The following is a 19,376-nucleotide window of genomic DNA, read 5'->3' on the forward strand; positions in this document are numbered from 1 at the left end:
ATACGAGATTATTATGAAAACATTGAGTAAGGCTAAAGCGGAAAAAGGAATTTGGATGGTTGACCATCCTAAGCCAGAGCTTGGGCACAATGATGTGTTGATTAAAATTAAGAAGACCGCAATTTGTGGCACTGATATGCACATTTACCACTGGGATGAGTGGGCGCAGGAGACAATTCCTGTGCCGATGACAGTGGGCCATGAATATGTCGGTATCATTGAAGAAGTTGGTCAAGAAGTGAAAGGTTTTCAAGTTGGTGATCGCGTTTCAGGTGAAGGCCACATTACTTGCGGTTACTGCCGAAATTGCCGCGCAGGCCGTCGTCATTTATGTCGCAACACCGAAGGTGTTGGTGTTAATCGCCCCGGAGCTTTTGGTGAGTATTTAGTGATTCCCGCTGAGAATGCTTACAAGATCCCCGACGATATTTCAGATGATGTCGCGTCAATTTTAGATCCCTTTGGTAATGCGGCGCATACCGCCTTGTCATTTGATCTGGTTGGTGAAGATGTTTTGATTACCGGCGCGGGTCCTATTGGAATTATGGCTGTCGCTATTGCTAAACATGTTGGTGCTCGTCACGTTGTCATTACAGACATGAACGATTATCGCTTGGATTTGGCTAAACAGATGGGAGCGACTCGTACCGTTAACGTCACTCAAGAAAAGCTTGAGGATGTGATGGATGAACTGGGCATGAAAGAAGGCTTCGACGTAGGTCTTGAAATGTCTGGTGCACCTCCGGCTTTTGCATCCATGTTAAACACCATGAATCATGGCGGTAAAATTGCTATGCTCGGAATCCCTTCTAGCGATATGGCGATAGATTGGAACCAAGTGATATTCAAAGGTTTAGTCATTAAAGGCATCTATGGTCGTGAGATGTATGAAACCTGGTATAAGATGATTGCAATGCTACAGTCGGGATTAGACTTGTCGCCCGTGATTACCCACCGTTTCGACATTGACAAGTTTGAAGAAGGTTTCGAAACCATGGCAGGCGGGCAGTCAGGTAAAGTGGTTTTAAGCTGGGATTAGTCGCGGGTTAATGGAATCAATCGATGTCACTATTAAAAGCTGGGCAGAGCTCGATACTCTCGAGTTATACCAGCTTTTGCAACTTCGCTCCGAGGTGTTTGTGGTGGAGCAGGAGTGTGCTTACCAAGACTTGGATGCGCAAGATTTTGAGGCGATGCATCTAACAGCTAAGGCACCAAGCCATAAGGCGTTAATGGCTTATGCCCGAATCTATACGACGGTGATTAACAAAAAAGAGTATGCGGCTATCGGTCGGGTATGTACTGCTAAGACATATCGAGGACAGGGTATTTCGCGTCAGTTAATGGATCACGCCATTCAATACATCATCCAAAATCTGGAGCTACCAATTACGGTTAGTGCGCAAGCTTATCTAAAAGAATTTTATCACTCGCTGGGCTTTGAAACGGTTTCGGAACCTTATCTCGAAGATGGCATCCCACATATTAGAATGGTTAGAGAGACGTAGCATATGTTGCAGGATTTTTTGGCAAGAGCGGGATGGATGACCAAATTGTTGGTCGCCATTAGTATCATTGTTAGCGTCGTAACGCTATCTGGGACTAATGGGGTAACAGGATACTTAGCCTTTGACTGGGAGTTAATTCTACAAGGGCAAGTACACCGCCTCGTCACACCAATATTATTACACTTTATGGTTGGCTCACTTCCTATCCATCTGATTTTCAACATGATGTGGTTGTGGGAGCTGGGTGGTGCCATTGAAAAAGAACGCAGTCCCTGGTACCTACTCGGCCTTGTCTTAATTATCGGCATTGCTTCGAATATGGGGCAGTATTTTGGCGAATACTTGGTGGAAGGTTATGTTGATCCCCGTTATTTGTTTGGCGGAATGTCTGGTGTAGTGTTTGGCTTGCTGGGCTTCATCTTTATGCGGCGCAAGTTTGATCCTTTTTTCCGTGTACCATTACACCCTGGCATTATGCAGTTTATGATGATCTGGTTAGTGCTAGGTTTTGTACTAAACTCGACAGGGATGATCGGTATTGCCAATGCAGCGCACCTTATTGGATTGGTGTCAGGTGGAGCGCTTGGCGTTATTACAGCTAAGATAAAAGCATTTTAAGGTTAAATAAAAGGCATTTATGAGTTTTAAGCGTATTAGTATTGATGATGTTAACCGTATGAGTGAAGAGCAATCGATTCATGTGATCGATATTCGTGATCCCCAGTCCTTTGCTGCAGGTCACATGCCTAAGGCGGTCAATATTAACAACCAAAATGCAAACGATTACATTGAAAACACAGACAAGAAAACGCCACTAATTGTGGTTTGTTATCATGGCCACAGTAGTCAGCCAGCGGCGCAATATTTCGCTGCCCAAGGTTTTGAAGATGTCTACAGCATGGATGGCGGCTTTGAAGTATGGAAGCTAAACAACCCCGTTGAAGTTTAGTCGCCTCGTTAAAAAAGTTTAGGCTGAAAAAGAATCTAAAGCATCATCCGTCAATTCTGTATTGAGTATTTCACCTGCCCGAACCAAGTTTTCTTCATCAACCATTAGAGGCACTTCGCCAATGGCTGAGCCGTAAGTGCTGTGGAAGCCATCATGTAAAAGAGTGGCTTCAATGCCATGGGCTTCTAATAAACCTTTAGCGATATGAGCTTGCATAGTATCTGTATAACTAGCAACAACAGCTAACGCCATATAAAACTCCTTCTTACTCTTACTATAATTTCATTAAGACATGGGCGCGGACTTTTTTCAAGCGAGCAAACCAGCTGAAAGGGCTAATTTATGAACTAGGGTTTAGACAATGAATCCAGTACAATAGTTGCAATTCTAGCCCTACGTGGAAATATAACGGATGGATTTTAAGGCATGGCGTCGTGCCACCGATGACGTAATCCGTGAGCTACCGTATCAAGTAGCCGAATGGGTTGCTGAGTTTGGTTCACTGACCCAGAAACTCAGCCACTATGTTGATGAGGTGCGCTTAGACCTACTAAAAGAAGCCACAGAGCAGCCAACTCAAGCAGAATTACAGTTGTTGGAATTGAATCCAGCAACGCAAAGTCAGGTTAGAGAAGTTGTATTGCATGGTCCTGATAAGCCTTGGATTTACGCTCGGACGGTGGTTCCAGTATCCGAAAGTGAGTTGATCCTTGATTTGGGCACGACACCACTTGGCAGCATATTGTTTACCTCAAGTGAATTACGGCGCGTGTCATTAGAGGTTATGCAAATCGATCCAGAACACCGACTGTATCAGCAGGCAAGAGAGTATATTGAGATAGAGAGTAACCCGTCGGACTTATGGGCGCGGCGTTCTCTGTGGGCCAATAGAGCAGCAGATAAAAAACTACTACTGTTAGAAGTATTCTTACCGGATTCACCACTTTATAAATAGATAACTCATGAAACTGATTCTAAAAAAAGAACACTGGCCATATTACGCACAATTGATGCGCCTTAACCGCCCCATTGGAACCTATTTATTGCTTTGGCCGACCTTGTGGGCATTATGGATTGCGGCAGAAGGCATCCCAAACTGGTGGGTTTTGGTGGTGTTTTGTCTTGGCGTATTTTTAATGCGATCGGCAGGTTGTGTTATTAATGATTATGCTGATAGAGACTTTGATGCTCATGTTGAGCGCACCAAACAACGTCCCCTTGCGCAAAATAGAATTACCTCAAATGAAGCGCTGACTGTGTTTTTAGTGTTAGTGTTGGTAGCTTTAGGACTGGTGTTAACGCTCAATTGGTTAACCATTGGCTTAAGCGTCGTCGCTTTAATGTTGGCGGCGATGTACCCTTTTATGAAACGTTATACCTATTACCCGCAAGCGGTACTAGGAGCGGCATTTTCTTGGGGAATACCGATGGCATTTGCAGCAATAACAGGTGAGGTGCCAAATTTGGTATGGCTCATTTATATTTCGACCTTACTGTGGGTGCTGGCATACGATACGCTTTATGGCATGGTCGATAGAGACGATGACTTAAAGCTGGGTTTAAAATCAACGGCGATACTGTTTGGTGATATGGATCTTATGCTGGTTGGCATGATTCAGGGCATGTTTTTATTGGGTATGCTCTTAGTCGGTCAACAACTAGAACTGTCTTGGTACTATTTTTTAGGATGGGGAATTGCAACGGGCTTGATTGTGAGGCAGATGTGGCGTTGTCGCAAGCGTCATCCTAAAGAATGCTTCAACGCCTTTCTTAATAATAACTACGTGGGTCTAGTCCTGTTCCTCGGACTGGTGTTCCACTACTGGTTGGGCGGTTAACTGCTTGGTTTGCTGCAAGCTACGAGAGGCTTGCTGCAGGCCTTGCTGTACGGGAACGCTGAGCAAACTCATCACCGTATTATAAAGTAAACGGCATGCTTCCGTAGGCCGCATACCAGCACCTTCAGTATGGTCCACCCAGTCCTCGTCTTTTAGTACTTTCACTAGATTTCTGAATAAATTCTTATCGAAAAACTCAGGAGCATTGATGCCATGAAGGGCTGCAATACGCTGTGCGAGTTTCTGGCTCTCTTGCTCCAGTTCTGCGCGACGAAGTGTATCGCCATCTTGCAAACTGTGAAGCAAGGTTAAGCTGATGGCGTAGCGTTGTAGCGCGGGCTGGACCGCTTGCGCTAACGTCATTAAACGTGACCAATTAGGATCCTCATCCGCAGGCGAGGTTAATGTGTCATTCGATTCGTTGAGCAAGCCAAGCGTTACCAAACTGTCAATAACGGTGTTGATTTGTTGATCCAGTTCATCATAGCTCCAACGAATATAGAGCTCTTGATAAAGAAATGGATAAACTAATTTCACCAGATCAGAAACTTGTGTGCGACTGACATCATCATGACGCTGGAAAATGGCTGCAATCAAAGACGGCAGGGCATAAATATGCAAAATGTTATTGCTGTAATAAGTCGATAAAATTGCTTCATCACCCTCAATAAACACAACGTCGCCAGCAGGATCGGATAGTTCTTGAACCATGCCAAGTTTTATCGCCGTATTGAGTAGTTCAAGCCCGCTATGTTGAGGCAGGTTGGTGTAAGAACTGTAAGGAGCCGATTTAGCTAGAGTTATTAACATATCAAGGTGTGAGATCAACTCCTGTTTATCCATCGCCTGGCGTGGAGTGGCCAACAAACTTAGGCTGACTAAACAAACGCTATTAACGCTGGCTGAAGCATTGATTCGACGATTAATTTCATCGCCTAAAGCCGTGACTGTATTGGAAAGCCAGTCAGGACGATCCTCTTGATTAACGGAAGACTGTTGCCAATCAATATTGCGTTGCTCAAGGAAATCTTGAAGTTTTAATGGTTCTCCAAAGTTTAGATACACTTTGCCATAAAAACGTTTTAGGGCTTTGCGGACGCCGAGCAATTGTCCGAAAGACTCTTTTTGTTTGCTTTTGCCGCGCAGTTCGCCGACATAACTTTTACCTTCGAACATACGTTCGTAACCGATATACACGGGAACGAAAAGAATTGGCTTTTTAAGGCCACGCAACAAACTTTGTATGGTCATCGCGAGCATACCCGTTTTCGGGGTAAGAAGACGCCCCGTGCGACTACGACCACCTTCTTGGAAATATTCTACTGGCGTGCCTTTATTAAATAAGCGGTACAAGTATTCATTGAATACCGCAGCATAAAGACGGTTACCACGGAAACTACGACGAAGGAAGAATGCACCACCGCGTCGAAGTATTGAGCCTACTGGCCAGAAGTTAAGATTAATACCAGCGGCAATGTGAGGAGGCGCTAGACCTTCATGGTATAGCTGATACGACAGTAATAAATAATCGGCATGGCTACGATGGCAAGGGACATAAATGATTTCATGATCTTTGGCCATCTGACGCACTTGCTTTAAATTATTCACTTCGATACCAGCATAAATTTTATACCAGACTCTGGTCAGTATGCTGGAGAGAAAGCGGATCATTCGAGGACTGAAATTAGCAGCAATTTCTTTAACATATTTGCCAGCTTCTTTATTTAAATCCTGCTCGCTGCGTTTCCCTTTCCCGATTTCTTTTTGGATAACCTGTTGAACAGAGTCAGAAGCAACAATGCCGTCGATAAGTTCTCGACGATTTTCGGTGCGAGGTCCAACAGTTGCGACCCAGGCTCGGTTAAAGTGGACACGCAGAATTCGACTAAGTTTATGAGCATTGCGCTTCGGCTCTACATCAAGATCAAGCTCTGGTGATGTCAGTGCGATTGGTTGGCCATATTGCAACAAACATTGGCGACCAGAAAAAAGAATAATTAAAAACTTACCAAAACGTCCAGACTCTTCTATGCTGGAAATAAAGTAGCGGAAAAAAGAGCGCTCTTTACCGGGGTTTCTTCCCCAGTAAACCGATACTGGAACCAGTTTGTAATTGATGTCTGGGTTGCCCTTTTGCGCTTTTAAGAGTTTAACGAGGCTTTGTTTATGGTCGTCATTGACCTTTTTACGACGAAAAATACTGGGACGTTTATTTAAAAATAGACAACTGCCTTTAGCAGGAATATTCAGGTTGTGATCGGTTGCTTTTCCGACAGGAAGCCCAAGCTGTTCACCTTGTCTTCGAAGCAACTCAATGGAAGTCATGGATTGAGTGCGCAAGACATAGATAAGGTGGTCCTGTTCGGAAAGGTGAAATTCGGATACAGGATCAGAAGGAGCACGTTTTTCGCGTACCAATAACTTTAGCGGTAAGCGAAGAACTGCTAATGAAAAGCTTTTAAGGCTTGAAGACAGAGACATAAGTTAACGTAACCTATTAAAGTAATAATTGTATAGGGTGAGGGTGACTTAGAAAGTCACGAGGGCTAGCGCTGAAGCCGTATGCACCAGATTGGTAAACTCCAACCAGGTCGCCAATAGTCGCTTTAGGTAGCTCTATGTTGCTGCCCAGAATATCAAGCGGCGTACAAAGTGGCCCAACAACGTCGACAACCTCAACTTCAGTTGCATCCATCTTGTTGACCACCGCTAAGGGGTAATTCTTTCGAATCACTTGTCCAAAGTTGCCCGAGGCGGCAAGGTGGTGATGGAGGCCGCCATTGGTAACCAAGAAGCGTTTACCGCGTGATAGTTTGACATCAGTAATTTCACAAAGATATATACCGGCATTGCCGACGAGATAGCGCCCGAGTTCCAAAATAAACTCACAGTCACCAAACTTGCTTATATAGTTTTGGCGCAACGATTTAAGGTTGTCCGCTATCGGTTCCAGCTCCAGTTCAGTATCACCCGGGAAGTAGGGAATACCAAAGCCCCCACCAATATTAAGGTGTTGGATATCAATCTTGTATTGCTCAATCAGGCGCTCGACCAAGTCGAAAATATTGTTATGAGCACTGATAATGGATTCTGGACGAAGGTTTTGTGAGCCCGTAAAGATATGAAGGCCTTTTAATTGAAGGCGCGTGTCACGCAGTAAATCGAAGGTATCACTTAATTGTTCAACATCAATCCCAAACTGTTGCGAGCCACCACCCATCTTCATACCTGAAGACTTGAGCTCAAAGTCTGGGTTCAATCTTAAGGCAATATTGGCATCGGTATCTAGCTCCTCTGTGAGCTTGATGATACGTTTTATTTCAGTCTGAGATTCGACATTGATCGTAATGCCGCTGGCTAACGCCATGGTTAACTCTTTGACCGATTTTCCGGGCCCAGCAAAGCTCAGGTTATCGGCTCCGGTTGAGCTGGCTAACGCCAACGCGAGCTCTTGACCCGAAGCGACATCCAGCCCGTCAACTAAAGTGGAGACATGACTGACCAACGAGGGTAGCGGGTTTGCTTTAATGGCGTAATGCAGACTGATATCTGGGAAATGATGACGTAAACGCTCCACATTAGCGTTAATAACGGCTTTATCATAGACGTAACAAGGTGTCTGACCGGCAATTTGCACCACCTGACTTACTGTTTTACCTGCAATCAATAACTCGCCATCGCGTTGCGAAAACTGAGTCATGGGCGCATGTTTCTTTGTTGTCATGAGTTAACCTTATTTGTACTTTCAGAGCGATGTCTGCAATAGGCTTAGACTGTGGCTAAATATCCAAACTCTTGCTGTAATGCTTTGCGATCAATTTTACCGTTAGGATTACGCGGTAATTGATCGACAAACTCAATATACTTTGGTTGCATAAAGTTCGGTAGTTCCTGCTGGCAGAAGCGTTTAATGGCCTTCACGGTATTCTCATCAGGTGAAACCTTATCAGCAGGCTTTATTGCCAATAGCACAGCTTGCCCTAATTGTTCATCAGAAATACCCATTGCGACGACTTCGTCAATTAACTCGAGATGATACAGCGTATCCTCAAGCTCAGCGGGACTAATTCGATAACCTGAGCATTTTATCATATCGTCGCGACGACCGATAAAATAAAGAAAGCCTTGCTCATCACGCTTTACGGTATCTCCAGACCAAACGGCAACCTCAGGGAGGTGGTTGTTGTTCGTTGCCAGAGGCTTAAATCGTTGCGCGGTTTTTTCCGGTGCATTCCAGTAGCCCAAGCTGACATGAATACCACGGTGTACAAGTTCTCCAGCTTCATTAGGATCACACTCAGAGCCATCCTCACGAAGCACCAAAATTTCAGCATCCGGAATGGCTTTGCCCATGGAGTGAGGGCGTTGATCCAGTTCTGACGGGGCTAAATAGGTTGAGCGGAAAGCTTCAGTAAGACCGTACATTAGGAAGGGCGCGGTGTTGGGTAGTGCTTTACGAAGTAGCTGGAGTGTAGTTTCTGGCATGGCGCCACCGCTATTAGTAATGTAGCGTAGCGTCTGCTGAGTGGACTCCGGCCAGTCGAGGTTGGCGAGTTGTACCCATAAAGGCGGTACTGCGGCTAGGCCGGTGACCTGATGTTTTTCAACCTGACGAATAACGTCGCGCGGTAATAAATACTCCATCAGAACAACTTTGGCTCCGACCAGCAAAGCGGTCGTGACCTGACTGAGCCCATAGTCAAAACTCAAAGGCAAAACCGCAAGAATAATATCATCAGCGTTATTCTCGAGATATTGGCTGACACTTTTGGCTCCGGCGATAAGGTTCTGGTGGGATAAGCAGACACCTTTAGGTTGGCCGGTAGAGCCTGAAGTATAAAGAATCGCAGCAAGGTCTTTAGAAATTCGTCGTCGTGATGGCTGCTGCGTCACTTCAGGAAGCTGTGACCAGTAATGGGTTGTAAGCGTCTGAGGCTCTGAAAATTTTGTTGACTCATCGACCAACAAAAGGTGATCCAAATCCTCGCAATCCGAATAAATGCTCTGTAATATCGTCCCGCGCTGTGCGCTGGTAATCAGAAGTTGGACATTGCAGTCCTGCAAAATATAGCTAACTTGAGCTGGCTTTAGCAGAGGGTTGATAGGAACAAACACAAGGCCCGCACGACTGGCAGCAAAAAAACTGATGACCGCTTCGACTTGTTTGGGTAAGTAGACGCCAATACGGGTGTTGGGCTCTAACCCAAGCAGCACTAGAGCACTAGCCAAGCGATCAATGGCTTGATCCAGCTGCTGATATGTCAGTTGTTGCTTATTGTCATCAATCGCAAAATTATGTGCGAAATGCAGACTGCTTATAGAAACAATATCATCGAACTGGCAAAGCATTCGTATTCCGTTATTATGAAATAAATGAACTAAAGCGCATTTTAGCGGTTTAAGACAACTGCGTCAGCTAATCACAAGAAAAATTACTATCACCAAAATAAGGTTGGAGATGGTATTGAGAGCAAGATAGAGAAGGACAATTCATGAGACTGATCTGGTACATCGTTATTTTATTCATAGCTTACGGCTCTTTGTACCCGTTTAACTTTGATTTCTCACGACCCTTGCCAGCGGATTTAGGAGCATGGTTGCTTAATTGGCAACAAAGAACCATTCGCTCTGACGTGATTGCCAATATCTTGTTGTTTATCCCTTACGGCTTCTTTGGAGCGCTTACCGTACAGCAAAAACAGCGGCGCTATACCTTGGTGTCCATTTTGTTAATGCTAGCGATAGGTATTGTCTTTGCATTTTGTTTGCAGTTTATTCAGTTTTATTTACCGTCACGGGTTTCTCATGCTGCGGATGCCTTGCTGAATGCTATTGGCATCTTGATTGGTATTTCACTGGCTGCTTATTCAAATAGTCAGCGCATACAGCGAATGATTCCAGAGAGCTTGAGGCTTGGCATCTCGCCGGCGTTTTTAGTCTTATTTCTTTGGATTGGCTGGCAGTTTTTCCCTTATATCCCAGTATTTGAAACCAAACAGTTTGGACAGAGTTTAGATACCATCGTTAAAAGCACTTGGTCATTATCAGTATGGTTGCAACATGTGTTGTTTTGGTTAGTGTTTTATCATCTAGTCCAGCGCGTATTAGGTAAAGAGTACCGTTTAAGCTTTATCGCCTTAGTCTCGGTGTTTGTCATTATCATCAAATTAGCCATGTACCGCTCACAAATGGGCTGGAGCGAAATTACTGCTGTGCCTTTGGCCATGTTGCTGCATCATCATTTAAGTCGACAGTGGATGGTGCCACTCATTGCAGTGAGTAGCGTTGCGCTATTGTTATGGAGCAGTTTGTTCCCGCTTAACTTTAAGCATGATATCAACAATTTTCAGTGGTTGCCGTTCGATGACTTCTTAAAAGGTTCAACGTGGTACAACTTAAGCGAACTGATTGAAGAAACCTTATTATTGGCGTCGGTTGGATATTTTTGTGCAAAGTGGTGGCGGAATTATCATTGGGCTTCCAGCCTTTTGGTGGTGTTGTCGATTGGCATAACGGTCATGCAGTTATTTATTGTGGATAAGAAGCCGGATATCACCTTGTTTGTGATGGCGCTTGTGGTTGGAATTTTGTTGGTAAGGCTAAAGTCGATTAGTCGTGTCGGCTGAAATCCCTTTCAGCGCTATATCGGTATAATGGCCTAACTAAGGCTGGTATAAGGTATATAATTCGTTTTCTTCCAACGATACTCGGTGCGTTAACACTTCACCAACTTGCTGATAATCATTTGGGAAATGCTTCTGTAAAATTTTCATGTCGTGTGGTTTGGAGTAACGCTTACAGAATTTAACAACAGCATGAGCAATATCGTTCATTTCTGTACGGAAATCTCGAACCAGATCCATCGAAGTACTATCGTCGGACAGGTTTTGTTCGAGATAGACATAAAACTTAACGTTTTCCTTCAGCAGGTGTGCTTGAAAGTCGCGCTTAAACTGTGTGACTAAGTCTGCAAGTTTCTGTGGATTGTTGGCTTGATAGCCCAGCTCCCACATTTGCCCAAATAATGTCACGAGGTGGCTGTGATCATTTTTTAAATTGTCGACCAATCCTGGGTCAAATTGAATACCTTTTTTGTTTGGCGCAGCACTTGGCTTTGGTCGAGGTGGAGACACTGGCTCTTGTTCAACCTTCGGTCTCTTAGTAAAAAAATCTTTAATAAACCCCATCGTACGATCCTCAGCTAATTAAGAAATATTGAATTTATTTGTCTTAGTATTCTCCTAGTAGACACTAAAAATAAAGTATTTTCAATCTCTATAAGCCATTAATAAATAAGGAAATAATGCGCATTTGCATTATGCAGTATTGCATAAGCATCAATTCAAATTTGCAGAAAATCCTGAATAATCAAAATTAATGATAACCAAGTCATAAAAAAATAAAAAAATAGTCCTGTAATTATAGATTTTTTCTAGGTGGTGTGATTACTAGATAGAGAAGACTTAAAAAAGTATTCAGGGAAAATTATAAAGTCATATCTGCATCATCTGATGGGAGATGAATGCAAACCACTGTGAGGAGCCACCATGTTAAATGAAAAGTTAAAAGATACATTAGAAGTATTGAACGACGATCTATCGGATCATAAAGCGTATAAATCTTTAGATAGCCTTTCCAGCGTTCGAACATTTATGGAGTACCATATCTATGCGGTTTGGGATTTCATGAGTTTATTGAAGTCGCTACAACAACGCCTGACATGCGTTGATGTGCCGTGGGTAGAATCAAAACAAGATCCAGAAGTTGTTCGTTTTATTAATGAAATTGTTATTGGCGAAGAGAGTGATCTTGATCCGGACGGTCATGCCATTAGCCATTACTCCCTGTATTTAAAAGCGATGGATGAAGTGGGCGCAGATACTAGCCGCGTTAAAGAATTTATACGAACGCAGGACATGAGCTTAATTCCTGAAGGTGCGCGTGAGTTTGTTGAGTATAATTTGAAAACAGCGCGTGACGGTACGGACGTCGAAGTCGCCTCAGCCTTTTTGTACGGCCGTGAAAAACTAATTCCAGATATGTTCACGGCGATTAAAAACGTCATGTCAGAGGAAAAAGTAGATTGCCCCACTTTGATTTATTACCTAGAGCGTCATATCGAGCTGGATGGTGATGAGCATGGTCCGTTAGCTGAGAAATGTCTACAAGCACTATGTGGTGAGGATAAAGCCAAGTGGCAAAGTGCCGAAGACGTCGCTGTAACGAGTTTAAAACTGCGCTCAAAGCTGTGGGATGCCGTCCACGACGCCATTCATAATAAGCAAGAGAAAGCTGCGTAATCTAGAATTACCGTTTGATAAGTTGAAGAGCAGGGAAGCTTTCGACGCTAAAATAGAAGTCGTGATAAAGATTCTGTAGAATGGTCAAAAACTTTACGATAGACCTATTATGCAAAATATTGTTATCGCGCCTTCTATCCTCTCTGCCGACTTCGCGCGCCTAGGCGAAGAAGTTGAAAACGTCCTTAAAGCTGGCTCTGACTGGGTTCACTTTGATGTTATGGACAATCACTATGTCCCAAACCTGACCATTGGCCCTATGGTTTGTCAGGCTTTGCGTGACTATGGTATTCAAGCGCCTATCGATGTTCATTTAATGGTTGAGCCCGTAGACCGTATCATTCCTGATTTTGCAAAAGCGGGCGCAACTTATATCAGCTTCCACCCAGAAGCTTCCAAGCATGTCGACCGAACCATTGGATTGATTAAAGAACATGGCTGCAAAGCGGGTGTGGTATTAAACCCTGCGACCCCTGTGAGCGTACTTGAGTACATTATTGATAAAGTCGATTTGGTTTTATTGATGTCGGTTAACCCAGGTTTTGGTGGTCAAAGCTTTATCCCCTCAACCTTGCGCAAGTGCCAACAGGTTCGCCAACTGATTGACCAAACGGGTCGAGATATTCGTCTTGAGATTGATGGTGGTGTGAAGATTGATAATATTGAAGAAATTGCAGCTTGTGGCGTTGATACGTTTGTCGCGGGTTCTGCTATTTTTAACACCGATGATTATCAAGCAACGGTGAAACAGATGAAGGACAATGCTGAGAAAGGCGCTTCACGATAATTATGACATTACTGCAATCGCCCCAACTGGTTATTTTTGACCTTGATGGGACGCTCGTCGATAGTGCCACGGACATTCAGATCGCGGCCAATAATACCTTTGAAGAATTAGACTTACCACAACAACCGCTGAACCAGGTAAAACGCTGGATCGGTGGTGGCGCGCAAGTCTTTGTGGAGCATGCGCTGGACTTTTTTGGCAAGTCAGAATGGTACGATCAAACCTATCGATTATTCATGCAGTTTTATCGTGCCTTGCCCGCAGATCGCTCGGTGATGTTCGACGGTGTTCAAGGGTTTTTAGATTATCTCAAAGTGGCTGGAATAAAGATGGCAGTGGTCAGTAACAAGCCGCATGAGCTTATAGACCCTATCTTGAAACACCTTAAGCTGGATGATTATTTTGAGTTGGTGTTAGGCGGCGATAGTTTGGTAGATAAAAAACCAAGCGCTGAACCGCTACTGCATGTTTGTCGCAACTTGGGCATCCAGCCAGAAAACAGTTGGATGATCGGGGATTCGTCGAAAGATGCACAAGCAGCGGTGAATACCGCGATGCCGTTTGTTGGCGTTAGCTACGGTTATGCCTTAATGGCGAGTGATATTAGGCCTCAGGAGATTCCCCACACTGTGGTCGACAGTTTAGAGGCGTTAATTCCGATGATATCGGTGGGAGAAGACGTTTATGCGTGAGGGAGCAATGCCGAAGGTGATCTATGCGTAAAGTATGGTGGATATTTGCAGCCTTAATGATTTTGGCGACGTTAGCTCATTACGCTAGCGACCAAGTGGCTATTGAACAGTGCATTGAGATCGGTGGTAGTTTCCATTATGACGATGATTATTGCTCGCTAAAGGACCGCTATGAGGGCGACACGGGTTTTGTGGCGAATCACTGGCCACTAATAACGATGCTGCTGCTGAGTTTAGGCTTCGGTATTGGCACTATCATCATTAAGTCACCACCAGCTAGCCGCAAAAAGCTATTGATGGTGGATAATTATGACTCGTTTACCTACAACCTAGTGCAGTATTTTGGCCAACTAGAGCTGGATGTTCTAGTTAAACGGAATGACGAATTGACTGTTGAAGAAGTTAAGGAATTAAAACCTGACTATATCGTAATTTCACCAGGCCCCTGTACGCCGAATGAATCGGGTGTGACGCTGGATATTCTGCAAAAACTAGCCACAGACTATCCAATCTTAGGAGTGTGTTTAGGGCACCAAGCCATGGCTCAGGTCTTTGGAGGCAAAGTGATTCAGGCTAAGCAAGTGATGCACGGTAAAACTTCGCCAATCTATCACAAGGATAGCGGCGTGTTCGCAGGCTTGCCAAATCCGCTTGAAGCAACGCGCTATCACTCTTTGATTGTTGATGAACCAAGCCTACCAGAAGAGTTCGAAATTACTGCTTGGACCGAAGATGAAGAAGGCGAGCTGGAATACATCATGGGCATTAAACACAAAACCCTAAAGCTAGAAGGCGTCCAGTTCCACCCCGAATCGATTTTGAGCGAGAAAGGGCATCAGCTACTGAAAAATTTTATAAATAACAAGGAAATTTAAACATGAAAGTTGTAATAGGCATATTATTAACGTTGTTAAGCGTGTCAATTGATGCTGCGCCTCAGGGAAGACATATATTTGTTGAAGGAGAAGGTGTTTACACTGCCACGCCTGATAGTGCAAAAATTAAGCTGAAGTTAGAGTTCAAGGGAAATACAGCATTAGGCGCAAAACAAGCCGCGGATAGTGCATTTAAAGACTTTGTCAGTGGAATTGGAGAGTTTGATATAGCAGAAGATGACTTTTCATCCTCCAAGGTTGTAACCCGAGTTAATACAGATTATGACCTAGAAGGGAGAAGAGTTAATGATGGATATATTGCGACTCGTGGTATTACGCTTACACTGAATAATTTAGAGCAACTTAACATATTTTTGGATTATGCACTTTCAAAGGGAGTTAAAGAAATCCGAGATGTTGATTTAAAGTCCAGCAAAGAGAAAGAGTATCAAGCAAAGGCTAAAGAAATGGCGATCAAAAGCGCTATTTCAGAAGCCAAAGATACTGCTGAAATGTTCGGTATGGTATTAGGCTCTGTTTATAGTATTAATTCGAATTATTCGGATAGCTATGACTTTTATTCGTTTGATAAAGAGGCGGTCGAAAAAATAACAGTAACGGCTTCGAGAATGCCGAAAGAGATGAATCAATATTTAAAAGCTAAAATAAATTTTTCGGCAAGTATCGAAGCTATCTTTGATTTAGAGAAACCCTAAAACAAAAAAGCCCTGCAAATGCAGGGCTGAATTACGACAAAATATATATGCTTAGCAGCGCTTAGCGAGCGCCGTAGATCACCATGGTCTTTCCTTTAACATGGATATGATCTTGCTCTTCAAGTGCTTTCAACACTCGACCAACCATTTCACGAGAACAACCAACGATACGGCTCAACTCTTGGCGAGTGACTTTAATCTGCATGCCGTCAGGGTGTGTCATAGCGTCTGGTTCTTTCGCTAACTCTAACAAAGCGTGTGCTACACGGCCTGTGACGTCTAGGAAAGCCAAATCACCGACTTTGCGGCTGGTCTTTTGCAGACGGTTAGCTAATTGTGTTGCTAATTTGAATAAAACGTCTGGGTTTTCTTTCGTCAATTGACGGAATTTTTCGTAGCTGATTTCCGCAACTTCGCACTCGGTTTTGGTTCTTACCCATGCCGTACGATCATGCTCGTCAGTGAATAAGCCCATTTCGCCGAAGAAGTCGCCAGGGTTTAGGTAAGCAAGTACTAACTCACGGCCTTCGTCGTCTTCAATCAATACCGTAACCGAGCCTTCTAGCAAAAAGTACAGGGTATTCGACGAGTCGCCAGCGTAGATAAGAGTGCTTTTAGTAGGGAAACGGCGCCTCTGACAATGATTCAGGAACCACTGAATGGTCTCGTCTTGAGCCAAATGATAAGGTAACGCCATATATTATTTCCTATTTTGTTGTAATCTTTCAAAATATAGCATGAAATCTTAGTGCCGTGCCTCTTTAAAATCAAATTTGTTGTGGCACTATATAGCCTCTAAAAGTTCAAACTGGGTCACAAATCACATGAAAGTAACTGTCGACTGGGTCAACGACCTCAATTTTATTGGTAAAAACAGCAAAAGACAAAACGTTATGTTCGGTGGGGAAGGCGATTACGTCTCGCCAATGGAGAATTTATTGATGTCGATCGGAGCCTGCTCATCGGTTGATGTGGTCATGATTCTGCAAAAAGCACGCCAAAACATTACCGGTTGTCACTGTGAAGTTGACTCAGAGCGCGCCGATGAGCCACCCCGCCGTTTTACAGGTTTAAAGCTTAAATTCGTAGTCCGAGGCAAAGATTTATCGACCAAGCAAGTCAAAAAAGCCGTGGACCTATCGGTAGAAAAGTACTGTTCGGTCATGCACTCGCTGGATCCCAATATGCCGGTGGAGACCAGCTTCGAAATCGTGCCAGTCTAGTTAAGGAGTCATTGCAGTATGAATCGACCAGCACAACACCTCGGGATGCGCCACTTAGCGCTATTTGTCGATGACTTAGCCGCCGTAGAGCACTTCTACGTCGAATTGCTCGGTATGGACGTCGAATGGCGTCCCGACGAGGATAATGTCTACTTAACCTCAAAAGGCCACGACAACCTCGCGCTGCACCGTAAGCAGCCCGATTTAAACACCGCCGGTGGCCAAAAACTCGATCACCTTGGTTTTATCATGAATAACGCTGAAGAAGTGGACCAGTGGTTTGAGTTTTTAAAGCATCATGGTGTACAAATGCTCACAGAGCCAAGACGGCATCGCGATGGCGCGACCAGTTTCTACTGCATGGATCCGGATGGAAATCGAGTGCAGATGATTCACCACCCACCAATCGTATCTAGCATCTGATCGTCGGCAGTGCATTGCCTAGAACAAAAGCTAAACTGGTTAACCGTTAGAGTAATAAATTTAAAAAACAATTATCTAAAAATTAACAAGGAAAAGGAGATAAAGTTTGAAAAAAATCATTATGTTGTTGTTAGGAGTTGCTTTAATAGCTGGAGTCACCGTTTTGTTAGTGAAGCCTAAGGAATCCAATAAAGAGACAGAGCAAACAAAAAATAAGGTAGCGATTAATGAGGCTACGGATGATAAAGCTGCGAACTTTATGCCCAGCTCTAATAACGCAGATAATGTTCACAAGACGACTAAAAAAGAGAGTTCTAACGAGCAAGAAGAAAGGTTATACACAAAGAAAGAGCTAGATGCTGCGGTGAGCAAAGCTGAGGTAGAAATGGCTGAAAGAGTGTTGAGGGAGACAATGTCTGAAGACGAAATCACAGAAACTGCAGAATCAGTGGTCGATGCCTTCGAAAATAGTAACCAAACGCCCGAAAGCAACGCTAAGCAAGCAACAATTAATAACTATATCCATGATAACGGTATTTACGACAAGCTAGCTGAAGAAGGTGTCATATTCTCTGGAGTAGAATGCAGAGAAGCCGCCTGTAAACTGAACTTCGAAGTAAGCGATACAGACGATAATATAAAACGCAGAATGCCCAAAATGCTTTCTATTGCGACTGAATTTGCCGATTTTGAGCTATTAAAAGATATGGAAGCGATTATTACTAATGACTTCGAGGGAAGGAGTTTGCAGTACTACTATTACTAATCATGGAAAACCTCGAAGTCGCTTTCGCTTCTTCGAGGCTACGCTTGCTATGAAATTCAGTTTATTCGTTCGGAATACCATCCCAGCCAGAACGATCCCAGACCTTCTGCACGCGTGCCCAAGTTTCATCTGTCATGCGATTTTGCCAAACGCCTGCCAGTAGAGATGCAAATTTGGGATCTTCTTTGGCGCGATTCTCGACATTGACAATAAATTCTTCATTGTTGGTGGCAAGGTAATCTTCAAGAGGACCTGCTGCTAAAACGGCGAGAACTGATATTGGAGGATCTTTGTGTAGTATAGTTAAAATGATATCCCAAAGTTGATCGGGAGCACGAACGGTAAGTGATAAAATTAAGTCATCTGCCCATGAATAGGGTGATTCGTCTAAAGCAGGAAGCTGATTAAGTTCATAATCAAATGGTTGTTCATTTTCCTTTATAAAATCGTGAGCAATAGTTTCTAACTCTATTTCTGTCATAAGTCGGAGCTATTTTATAGCTTGATAGTTGATGTATCCGGATACTTCCCAGTCCAAAGTCCAAAGGATTCTGCACCTTGTTCAATCAACATGCCTAGCCCATGAAATTGGTGGTTGGTATGCGGCTTTGCGGCGTTTAGGAACTGACCTGCTTTGTCGCCGTAGTTTAGATCGTAGGCGACGGCGTTGGTGGCTACTGTAATTTGATCTAAGAATTTGTCGGCGTTGAAGCTGACGGAGTTGACGATAAGGTCTACGGCTATGGATTCAGAATACAGGGCGATAGTGCCCAGGTGTGACAAATCTTTTGCCAGTTGCTCGGCTTTGCTTTGAGTTCTATTGATTAAGTAAACCTCAAAGCCGTCGAGCAATAGCGATTGGGCGATACAGCGGGCGACGCCACCTGCACCAAGCAACACAGCACGTTTGTTCTGGAAGTCGATGTTATGTTCTTTTTGTTTGGTGTATAGGTCGCGTAAGAACCCCATGCCATCGGTGCTGTCGCCAAGAATACCTTCAGGTGTGTAAACCAGCGTGTTAACGCTGTTGGAGTCTTTGGCGCGATCAGTAATAATGTCCGCGTAGTCTAGTGCGTCGAGTTTGAAAGGCGCTGTGATATTTAAGCCTTTACCACCACTTTGAAAGAAATCATTCAGTACGCGATTAAAACCTTTCGAGCTTGGGCAGTATTTAGAATAGACGATACTGATGCCCAGCTGCTTAGCAAATTGCTGATGCAGCTGTGGCGACATGCTGTGTGAGATGGGGTTACCGACGACCCCGTAGCGAAGTGGTGCACTCATAATTTAACTGTTATT

23 protein-coding genes are annotated in these 19,376 nt (G+C 44.0%); 15 read left to right on the top strand and 8 right to left on the bottom strand.

From position 1 onward, the window contains the following. Positions 1-13 precede the first annotated feature (13 nt). Genes tdh through glpE form a run of 4 tightly spaced genes read left to right on the top strand, consistent with a single transcriptional unit; the run spans position 14 to position 2,457 of the window. Positions 14-1,039, top strand: a complete 1,026-nt coding sequence (gene tdh, locus TQ33_RS00220; RefSeq protein ID WP_046560281.1) for an L-threonine 3-dehydrogenase — start codon at positions 14-16, stop codon at positions 1,037-1,039. A 10-nt stretch (positions 1,040-1,049) separates the two neighbouring features. Next, on the top strand, positions 1,050-1,508 hold the full coding sequence (locus TQ33_RS00225; RefSeq protein ID WP_144405923.1) for a GNAT family N-acetyltransferase: 459 nt from the start codon (positions 1,050-1,052) through the stop codon (positions 1,506-1,508). A 3-nt stretch (positions 1,509-1,511) separates the two neighbouring features. Beyond that, positions 1,512-2,126 (top strand): rhomboid family intramembrane serine protease, encoded by a 615-nt coding sequence (locus TQ33_RS00230; protein ID WP_046560282.1) that lies wholly within the window; start codon positions 1,512-1,514, stop codon positions 2,124-2,126. Between the two features lie 19 nt (positions 2,127-2,145). After that, positions 2,146-2,457 carry a thiosulfate sulfurtransferase GlpE gene (glpE, locus tag TQ33_RS00235; protein ID WP_046560283.1) on the top strand — a complete coding sequence of 104 codons (312 nt, stop codon included), beginning with the start codon at positions 2,146-2,148 and terminating at the stop codon, positions 2,455-2,457. 18 nt (positions 2,458-2,475) lie between these two features. Here the strand turns inward: glpE and TQ33_RS00240 are convergent, their stop codons facing one another. After that, positions 2,476-2,709 (bottom strand): putative signal transducing protein, encoded by a 234-nt coding sequence (locus TQ33_RS00240; protein ID WP_046560284.1) that lies wholly within the window; start codon positions 2,707-2,709, stop codon positions 2,476-2,478. Positions 2,710-2,869: 160 nt separating this feature from the next. Here TQ33_RS00240 and TQ33_RS00245 point away from each other — a divergent pair, with 160 nt between their 5' ends. Both TQ33_RS00245 and ubiA read left to right on the top strand, forming a co-directional pair. Beyond that, positions 2,870-3,412: a chorismate--pyruvate lyase family protein gene (locus tag TQ33_RS00245; RefSeq protein WP_046560285.1), complete on the top strand. Its 543-nt coding sequence runs from the start codon at positions 2,870-2,872 to the stop codon at positions 3,410-3,412. A 7-nt stretch (positions 3,413-3,419) separates the two neighbouring features. After that, entirely contained in the window at positions 3,420-4,295 is an 876-nt protein-coding gene (gene ubiA / locus TQ33_RS00250; protein WP_046560286.1) for a 4-hydroxybenzoate octaprenyltransferase, read from the top strand. On the opposite strand, the gene plsB is transcribed toward ubiA, so the two are convergent. From plsB to TQ33_RS00265, 3 genes are read right to left on the bottom strand one after another with little or no spacing between them, the layout of a single operon-like run. Beyond that, positions 4,248-6,776 carry a glycerol-3-phosphate 1-O-acyltransferase PlsB gene (plsB, locus tag TQ33_RS00255; RefSeq protein WP_046560287.1) on the bottom strand — a complete coding sequence of 843 codons (2,529 nt, stop codon included), beginning with the start codon at positions 6,774-6,776 and terminating at the stop codon, positions 4,248-4,250. The two genes, ubiA and plsB, sit on opposite strands and share 48 nt — an antisense overlap. Positions 6,777-6,792: 16 nt before the next feature. After that, the gene (locus tag TQ33_RS00260; RefSeq protein WP_218915768.1) at positions 6,793-8,019 is read right to left on the bottom strand and encodes a pyridoxal-dependent decarboxylase, exosortase A system-associated; all 1,227 of its coding nucleotides are present in this window, start codon (positions 8,017-8,019) and stop codon (positions 6,793-6,795) included. Positions 8,020-8,063: 44 nt separating this feature from the next. Further along, the gene (locus TQ33_RS00265; protein WP_052735133.1) at positions 8,064-9,644 is read right to left on the bottom strand and encodes an acyl-CoA ligase (AMP-forming), exosortase A system-associated; all 1,581 of its coding nucleotides are present in this window, start codon (positions 9,642-9,644) and stop codon (positions 8,064-8,066) included. Positions 9,645-9,787: 143 nt separating this feature from the next. On the opposite strand from TQ33_RS00265, the gene TQ33_RS00270 reads away from it, so the two are divergent. Continuing rightward, positions 9,788-10,921 carry a VanZ family protein gene (locus tag TQ33_RS00270; protein WP_046560289.1) on the top strand — a complete coding sequence of 378 codons (1,134 nt, stop codon included), beginning with the start codon at positions 9,788-9,790 and terminating at the stop codon, positions 10,919-10,921. Between the two features lie 36 nt (positions 10,922-10,957). On the opposite strand, the gene TQ33_RS00275 is transcribed toward TQ33_RS00270, so the two are convergent. Next, positions 10,958-11,482, bottom strand: a complete 525-nt coding sequence (locus TQ33_RS00275) for a hemerythrin domain-containing protein (protein ID WP_046560290.1) — start codon at positions 11,480-11,482, stop codon at positions 10,958-10,960. 360 nt (positions 11,483-11,842) lie between these two features. Here TQ33_RS00275 and TQ33_RS00280 point away from each other — a divergent pair, with 360 nt between their 5' ends. The 5 genes from TQ33_RS00280 to TQ33_RS00300 all read left to right on the top strand — a co-directional run bounded on the left by TQ33_RS00280 (position 11,843) and on the right by TQ33_RS00300 (position 15,665). Then, on the top strand, positions 11,843-12,595 hold the full coding sequence (locus tag TQ33_RS00280; RefSeq protein WP_046560291.1) for a DUF3050 domain-containing protein: 753 nt from the start codon (positions 11,843-11,845) through the stop codon (positions 12,593-12,595). A 109-nt stretch (positions 12,596-12,704) separates the two neighbouring features. Next, positions 12,705-13,382 carry a ribulose-phosphate 3-epimerase gene (rpe, locus tag TQ33_RS00285; RefSeq protein WP_046560292.1) on the top strand — a complete coding sequence of 226 codons (678 nt, stop codon included), beginning with the start codon at positions 12,705-12,707 and terminating at the stop codon, positions 13,380-13,382. Positions 13,383-13,384: 2 nt separating this feature from the next. Next, the gene (locus TQ33_RS00290) at positions 13,385-14,074 is read left to right on the top strand and encodes an HAD family hydrolase (protein WP_046560293.1); all 690 of its coding nucleotides are present in this window, start codon (positions 13,385-13,387) and stop codon (positions 14,072-14,074) included. A gap of 296 nt (positions 14,075-14,370) precedes the next feature. Further along, on the top strand, positions 14,371-14,949 hold the full coding sequence (locus TQ33_RS00295) for an anthranilate synthase component II (RefSeq protein ID WP_046562183.1): 579 nt from the start codon (positions 14,371-14,373) through the stop codon (positions 14,947-14,949). A 2-nt stretch (positions 14,950-14,951) separates the two neighbouring features. Further along, a complete protein-coding gene (locus TQ33_RS00300; RefSeq protein WP_052735134.1) occupies positions 14,952-15,665 on the top strand; it encodes an SIMPL domain-containing protein in 714 nt (237 codons plus the stop codon). A 61-nt stretch (positions 15,666-15,726) separates the two neighbouring features. Here TQ33_RS00300 and crp read toward each other — a convergent pair whose 3' ends face one another. Continuing rightward, on the bottom strand, positions 15,727-16,362 hold the full coding sequence (crp, locus tag TQ33_RS00305; protein ID WP_046560294.1) for a cAMP-activated global transcriptional regulator CRP: 636 nt from the start codon (positions 16,360-16,362) through the stop codon (positions 15,727-15,729). Positions 16,363-16,489: 127 nt separating this feature from the next. On the opposite strand from crp, the gene TQ33_RS00310 reads away from it, so the two are divergent. The 3 genes from TQ33_RS00310 (at position 16,490) to TQ33_RS00320 (ending at position 18,077) form a co-directional block, all read left to right on the top strand. After that, complete coding sequence (locus TQ33_RS00310) at positions 16,490-16,888, top strand: OsmC family protein (RefSeq protein WP_046560295.1); 399 nt, start codon at positions 16,490-16,492, stop codon at positions 16,886-16,888. An 18-nt stretch (positions 16,889-16,906) separates the two neighbouring features. After that, complete coding sequence (locus TQ33_RS00315; RefSeq protein WP_046560296.1) at positions 16,907-17,311, top strand: VOC family protein; 405 nt, start codon at positions 16,907-16,909, stop codon at positions 17,309-17,311. Positions 17,312-17,417: 106 nt separating this feature from the next. After that, the gene (locus tag TQ33_RS00320) at positions 17,418-18,077 is read left to right on the top strand and encodes a hypothetical protein (RefSeq protein WP_046560297.1); all 660 of its coding nucleotides are present in this window, start codon (positions 17,418-17,420) and stop codon (positions 18,075-18,077) included. 61 nt (positions 18,078-18,138) lie between these two features. Here the strand turns inward: TQ33_RS00320 and TQ33_RS11560 are convergent, their stop codons facing one another. Next, positions 18,139-18,558, bottom strand: a complete 420-nt coding sequence (locus tag TQ33_RS11560; RefSeq protein WP_052735135.1) for a DUF6869 domain-containing protein — start codon at positions 18,556-18,558, stop codon at positions 18,139-18,141. A gap of 14 nt (positions 18,559-18,572) precedes the next feature. Continuing rightward, entirely contained in the window at positions 18,573-19,361 is a 789-nt protein-coding gene (gene aroE, locus TQ33_RS00330; RefSeq protein WP_046560298.1) for a shikimate dehydrogenase, read from the bottom strand. Positions 19,362-19,376 lie beyond the last annotated feature (15 nt).

It is taken from the genome of Kangiella geojedonensis (genome assembly GCF_000981765.1).
Taxonomy (GTDB): domain Bacteria; phylum Pseudomonadota; class Gammaproteobacteria; order Enterobacterales; family Kangiellaceae; genus Kangiella; species Kangiella geojedonensis.

Excerpts from the sequence above, each read along its gene's own strand:
- tdh (WP_046560281.1), top strand. The coding sequence starts at position 14 with ATGAAAACATTGAGTAAGGCTAAAGCGGAAAAAGGAATTTGGATGGTT.
- TQ33_RS00225 (WP_144405923.1), top strand. The coding sequence starts at position 1,050 with ATGGAATCAATCGATGTCACTATTAAAAGCTGGGCAGAGCTCGATACT.
- TQ33_RS00230 (WP_046560282.1), top strand. The coding sequence starts at position 1,512 with ATGTTGCAGGATTTTTTGGCAAGAGCGGGATGGATGACCAAATTGTTG.
- glpE (WP_046560283.1), top strand. The coding sequence starts at position 2,146 with ATGAGTTTTAAGCGTATTAGTATTGATGATGTTAACCGTATGAGTGAA.
- TQ33_RS00240 (WP_046560284.1), bottom strand. The coding sequence starts at position 2,709 with ATGGCGTTAGCTGTTGTTGCTAGTTATACAGATACTATGCAAGCTCAT.
- TQ33_RS00245 (WP_046560285.1), top strand. The coding sequence starts at position 2,870 with ATGGATTTTAAGGCATGGCGTCGTGCCACCGATGACGTAATCCGTGAG.
- ubiA (WP_046560286.1), top strand. The coding sequence starts at position 3,420 with ATGAAACTGATTCTAAAAAAAGAACACTGGCCATATTACGCACAATTG.
- plsB (WP_046560287.1), bottom strand. The coding sequence starts at position 6,776 with ATGTCTCTGTCTTCAAGCCTTAAAAGCTTTTCATTAGCAGTTCTTCGC.
- TQ33_RS00260 (WP_218915768.1), bottom strand. The coding sequence starts at position 8,019 with ATGACAACAAAGAAACATGCGCCCATGACTCAGTTTTCGCAACGCGAT.
- TQ33_RS00265 (WP_052735133.1), bottom strand. The coding sequence starts at position 9,644 with ATGCTTTGCCAGTTCGATGATATTGTTTCTATAAGCAGTCTGCATTTC.
- TQ33_RS00270 (WP_046560289.1), top strand. The coding sequence starts at position 9,788 with ATGAGACTGATCTGGTACATCGTTATTTTATTCATAGCTTACGGCTCT.
- TQ33_RS00275 (WP_046560290.1), bottom strand. The coding sequence starts at position 11,482 with ATGGGGTTTATTAAAGATTTTTTTACTAAGAGACCGAAGGTTGAACAA.
- TQ33_RS00280 (WP_046560291.1), top strand. The coding sequence starts at position 11,843 with ATGTTAAATGAAAAGTTAAAAGATACATTAGAAGTATTGAACGACGAT.
- rpe (WP_046560292.1), top strand. The coding sequence starts at position 12,705 with ATGCAAAATATTGTTATCGCGCCTTCTATCCTCTCTGCCGACTTCGCG.
- TQ33_RS00290 (WP_046560293.1), top strand. The coding sequence starts at position 13,385 with ATGACATTACTGCAATCGCCCCAACTGGTTATTTTTGACCTTGATGGG.
- TQ33_RS00295 (WP_046562183.1), top strand. The coding sequence starts at position 14,371 with ATGGTGGATAATTATGACTCGTTTACCTACAACCTAGTGCAGTATTTT.
- TQ33_RS00300 (WP_052735134.1), top strand. The coding sequence starts at position 14,952 with ATGAAAGTTGTAATAGGCATATTATTAACGTTGTTAAGCGTGTCAATT.
- crp (WP_046560294.1), bottom strand. The coding sequence starts at position 16,362 with ATGGCGTTACCTTATCATTTGGCTCAAGACGAGACCATTCAGTGGTTC.
- TQ33_RS00310 (WP_046560295.1), top strand. The coding sequence starts at position 16,490 with ATGAAAGTAACTGTCGACTGGGTCAACGACCTCAATTTTATTGGTAAA.
- TQ33_RS00315 (WP_046560296.1), top strand. The coding sequence starts at position 16,907 with ATGAATCGACCAGCACAACACCTCGGGATGCGCCACTTAGCGCTATTT.
- TQ33_RS11560 (WP_052735135.1), bottom strand. The coding sequence starts at position 18,558 with ATGACAGAAATAGAGTTAGAAACTATTGCTCACGATTTTATAAAGGAA.
- aroE (WP_046560298.1), bottom strand. The coding sequence starts at position 19,361 with ATGAGTGCACCACTTCGCTACGGGGTCGTCGGTAACCCCATCTCACAC.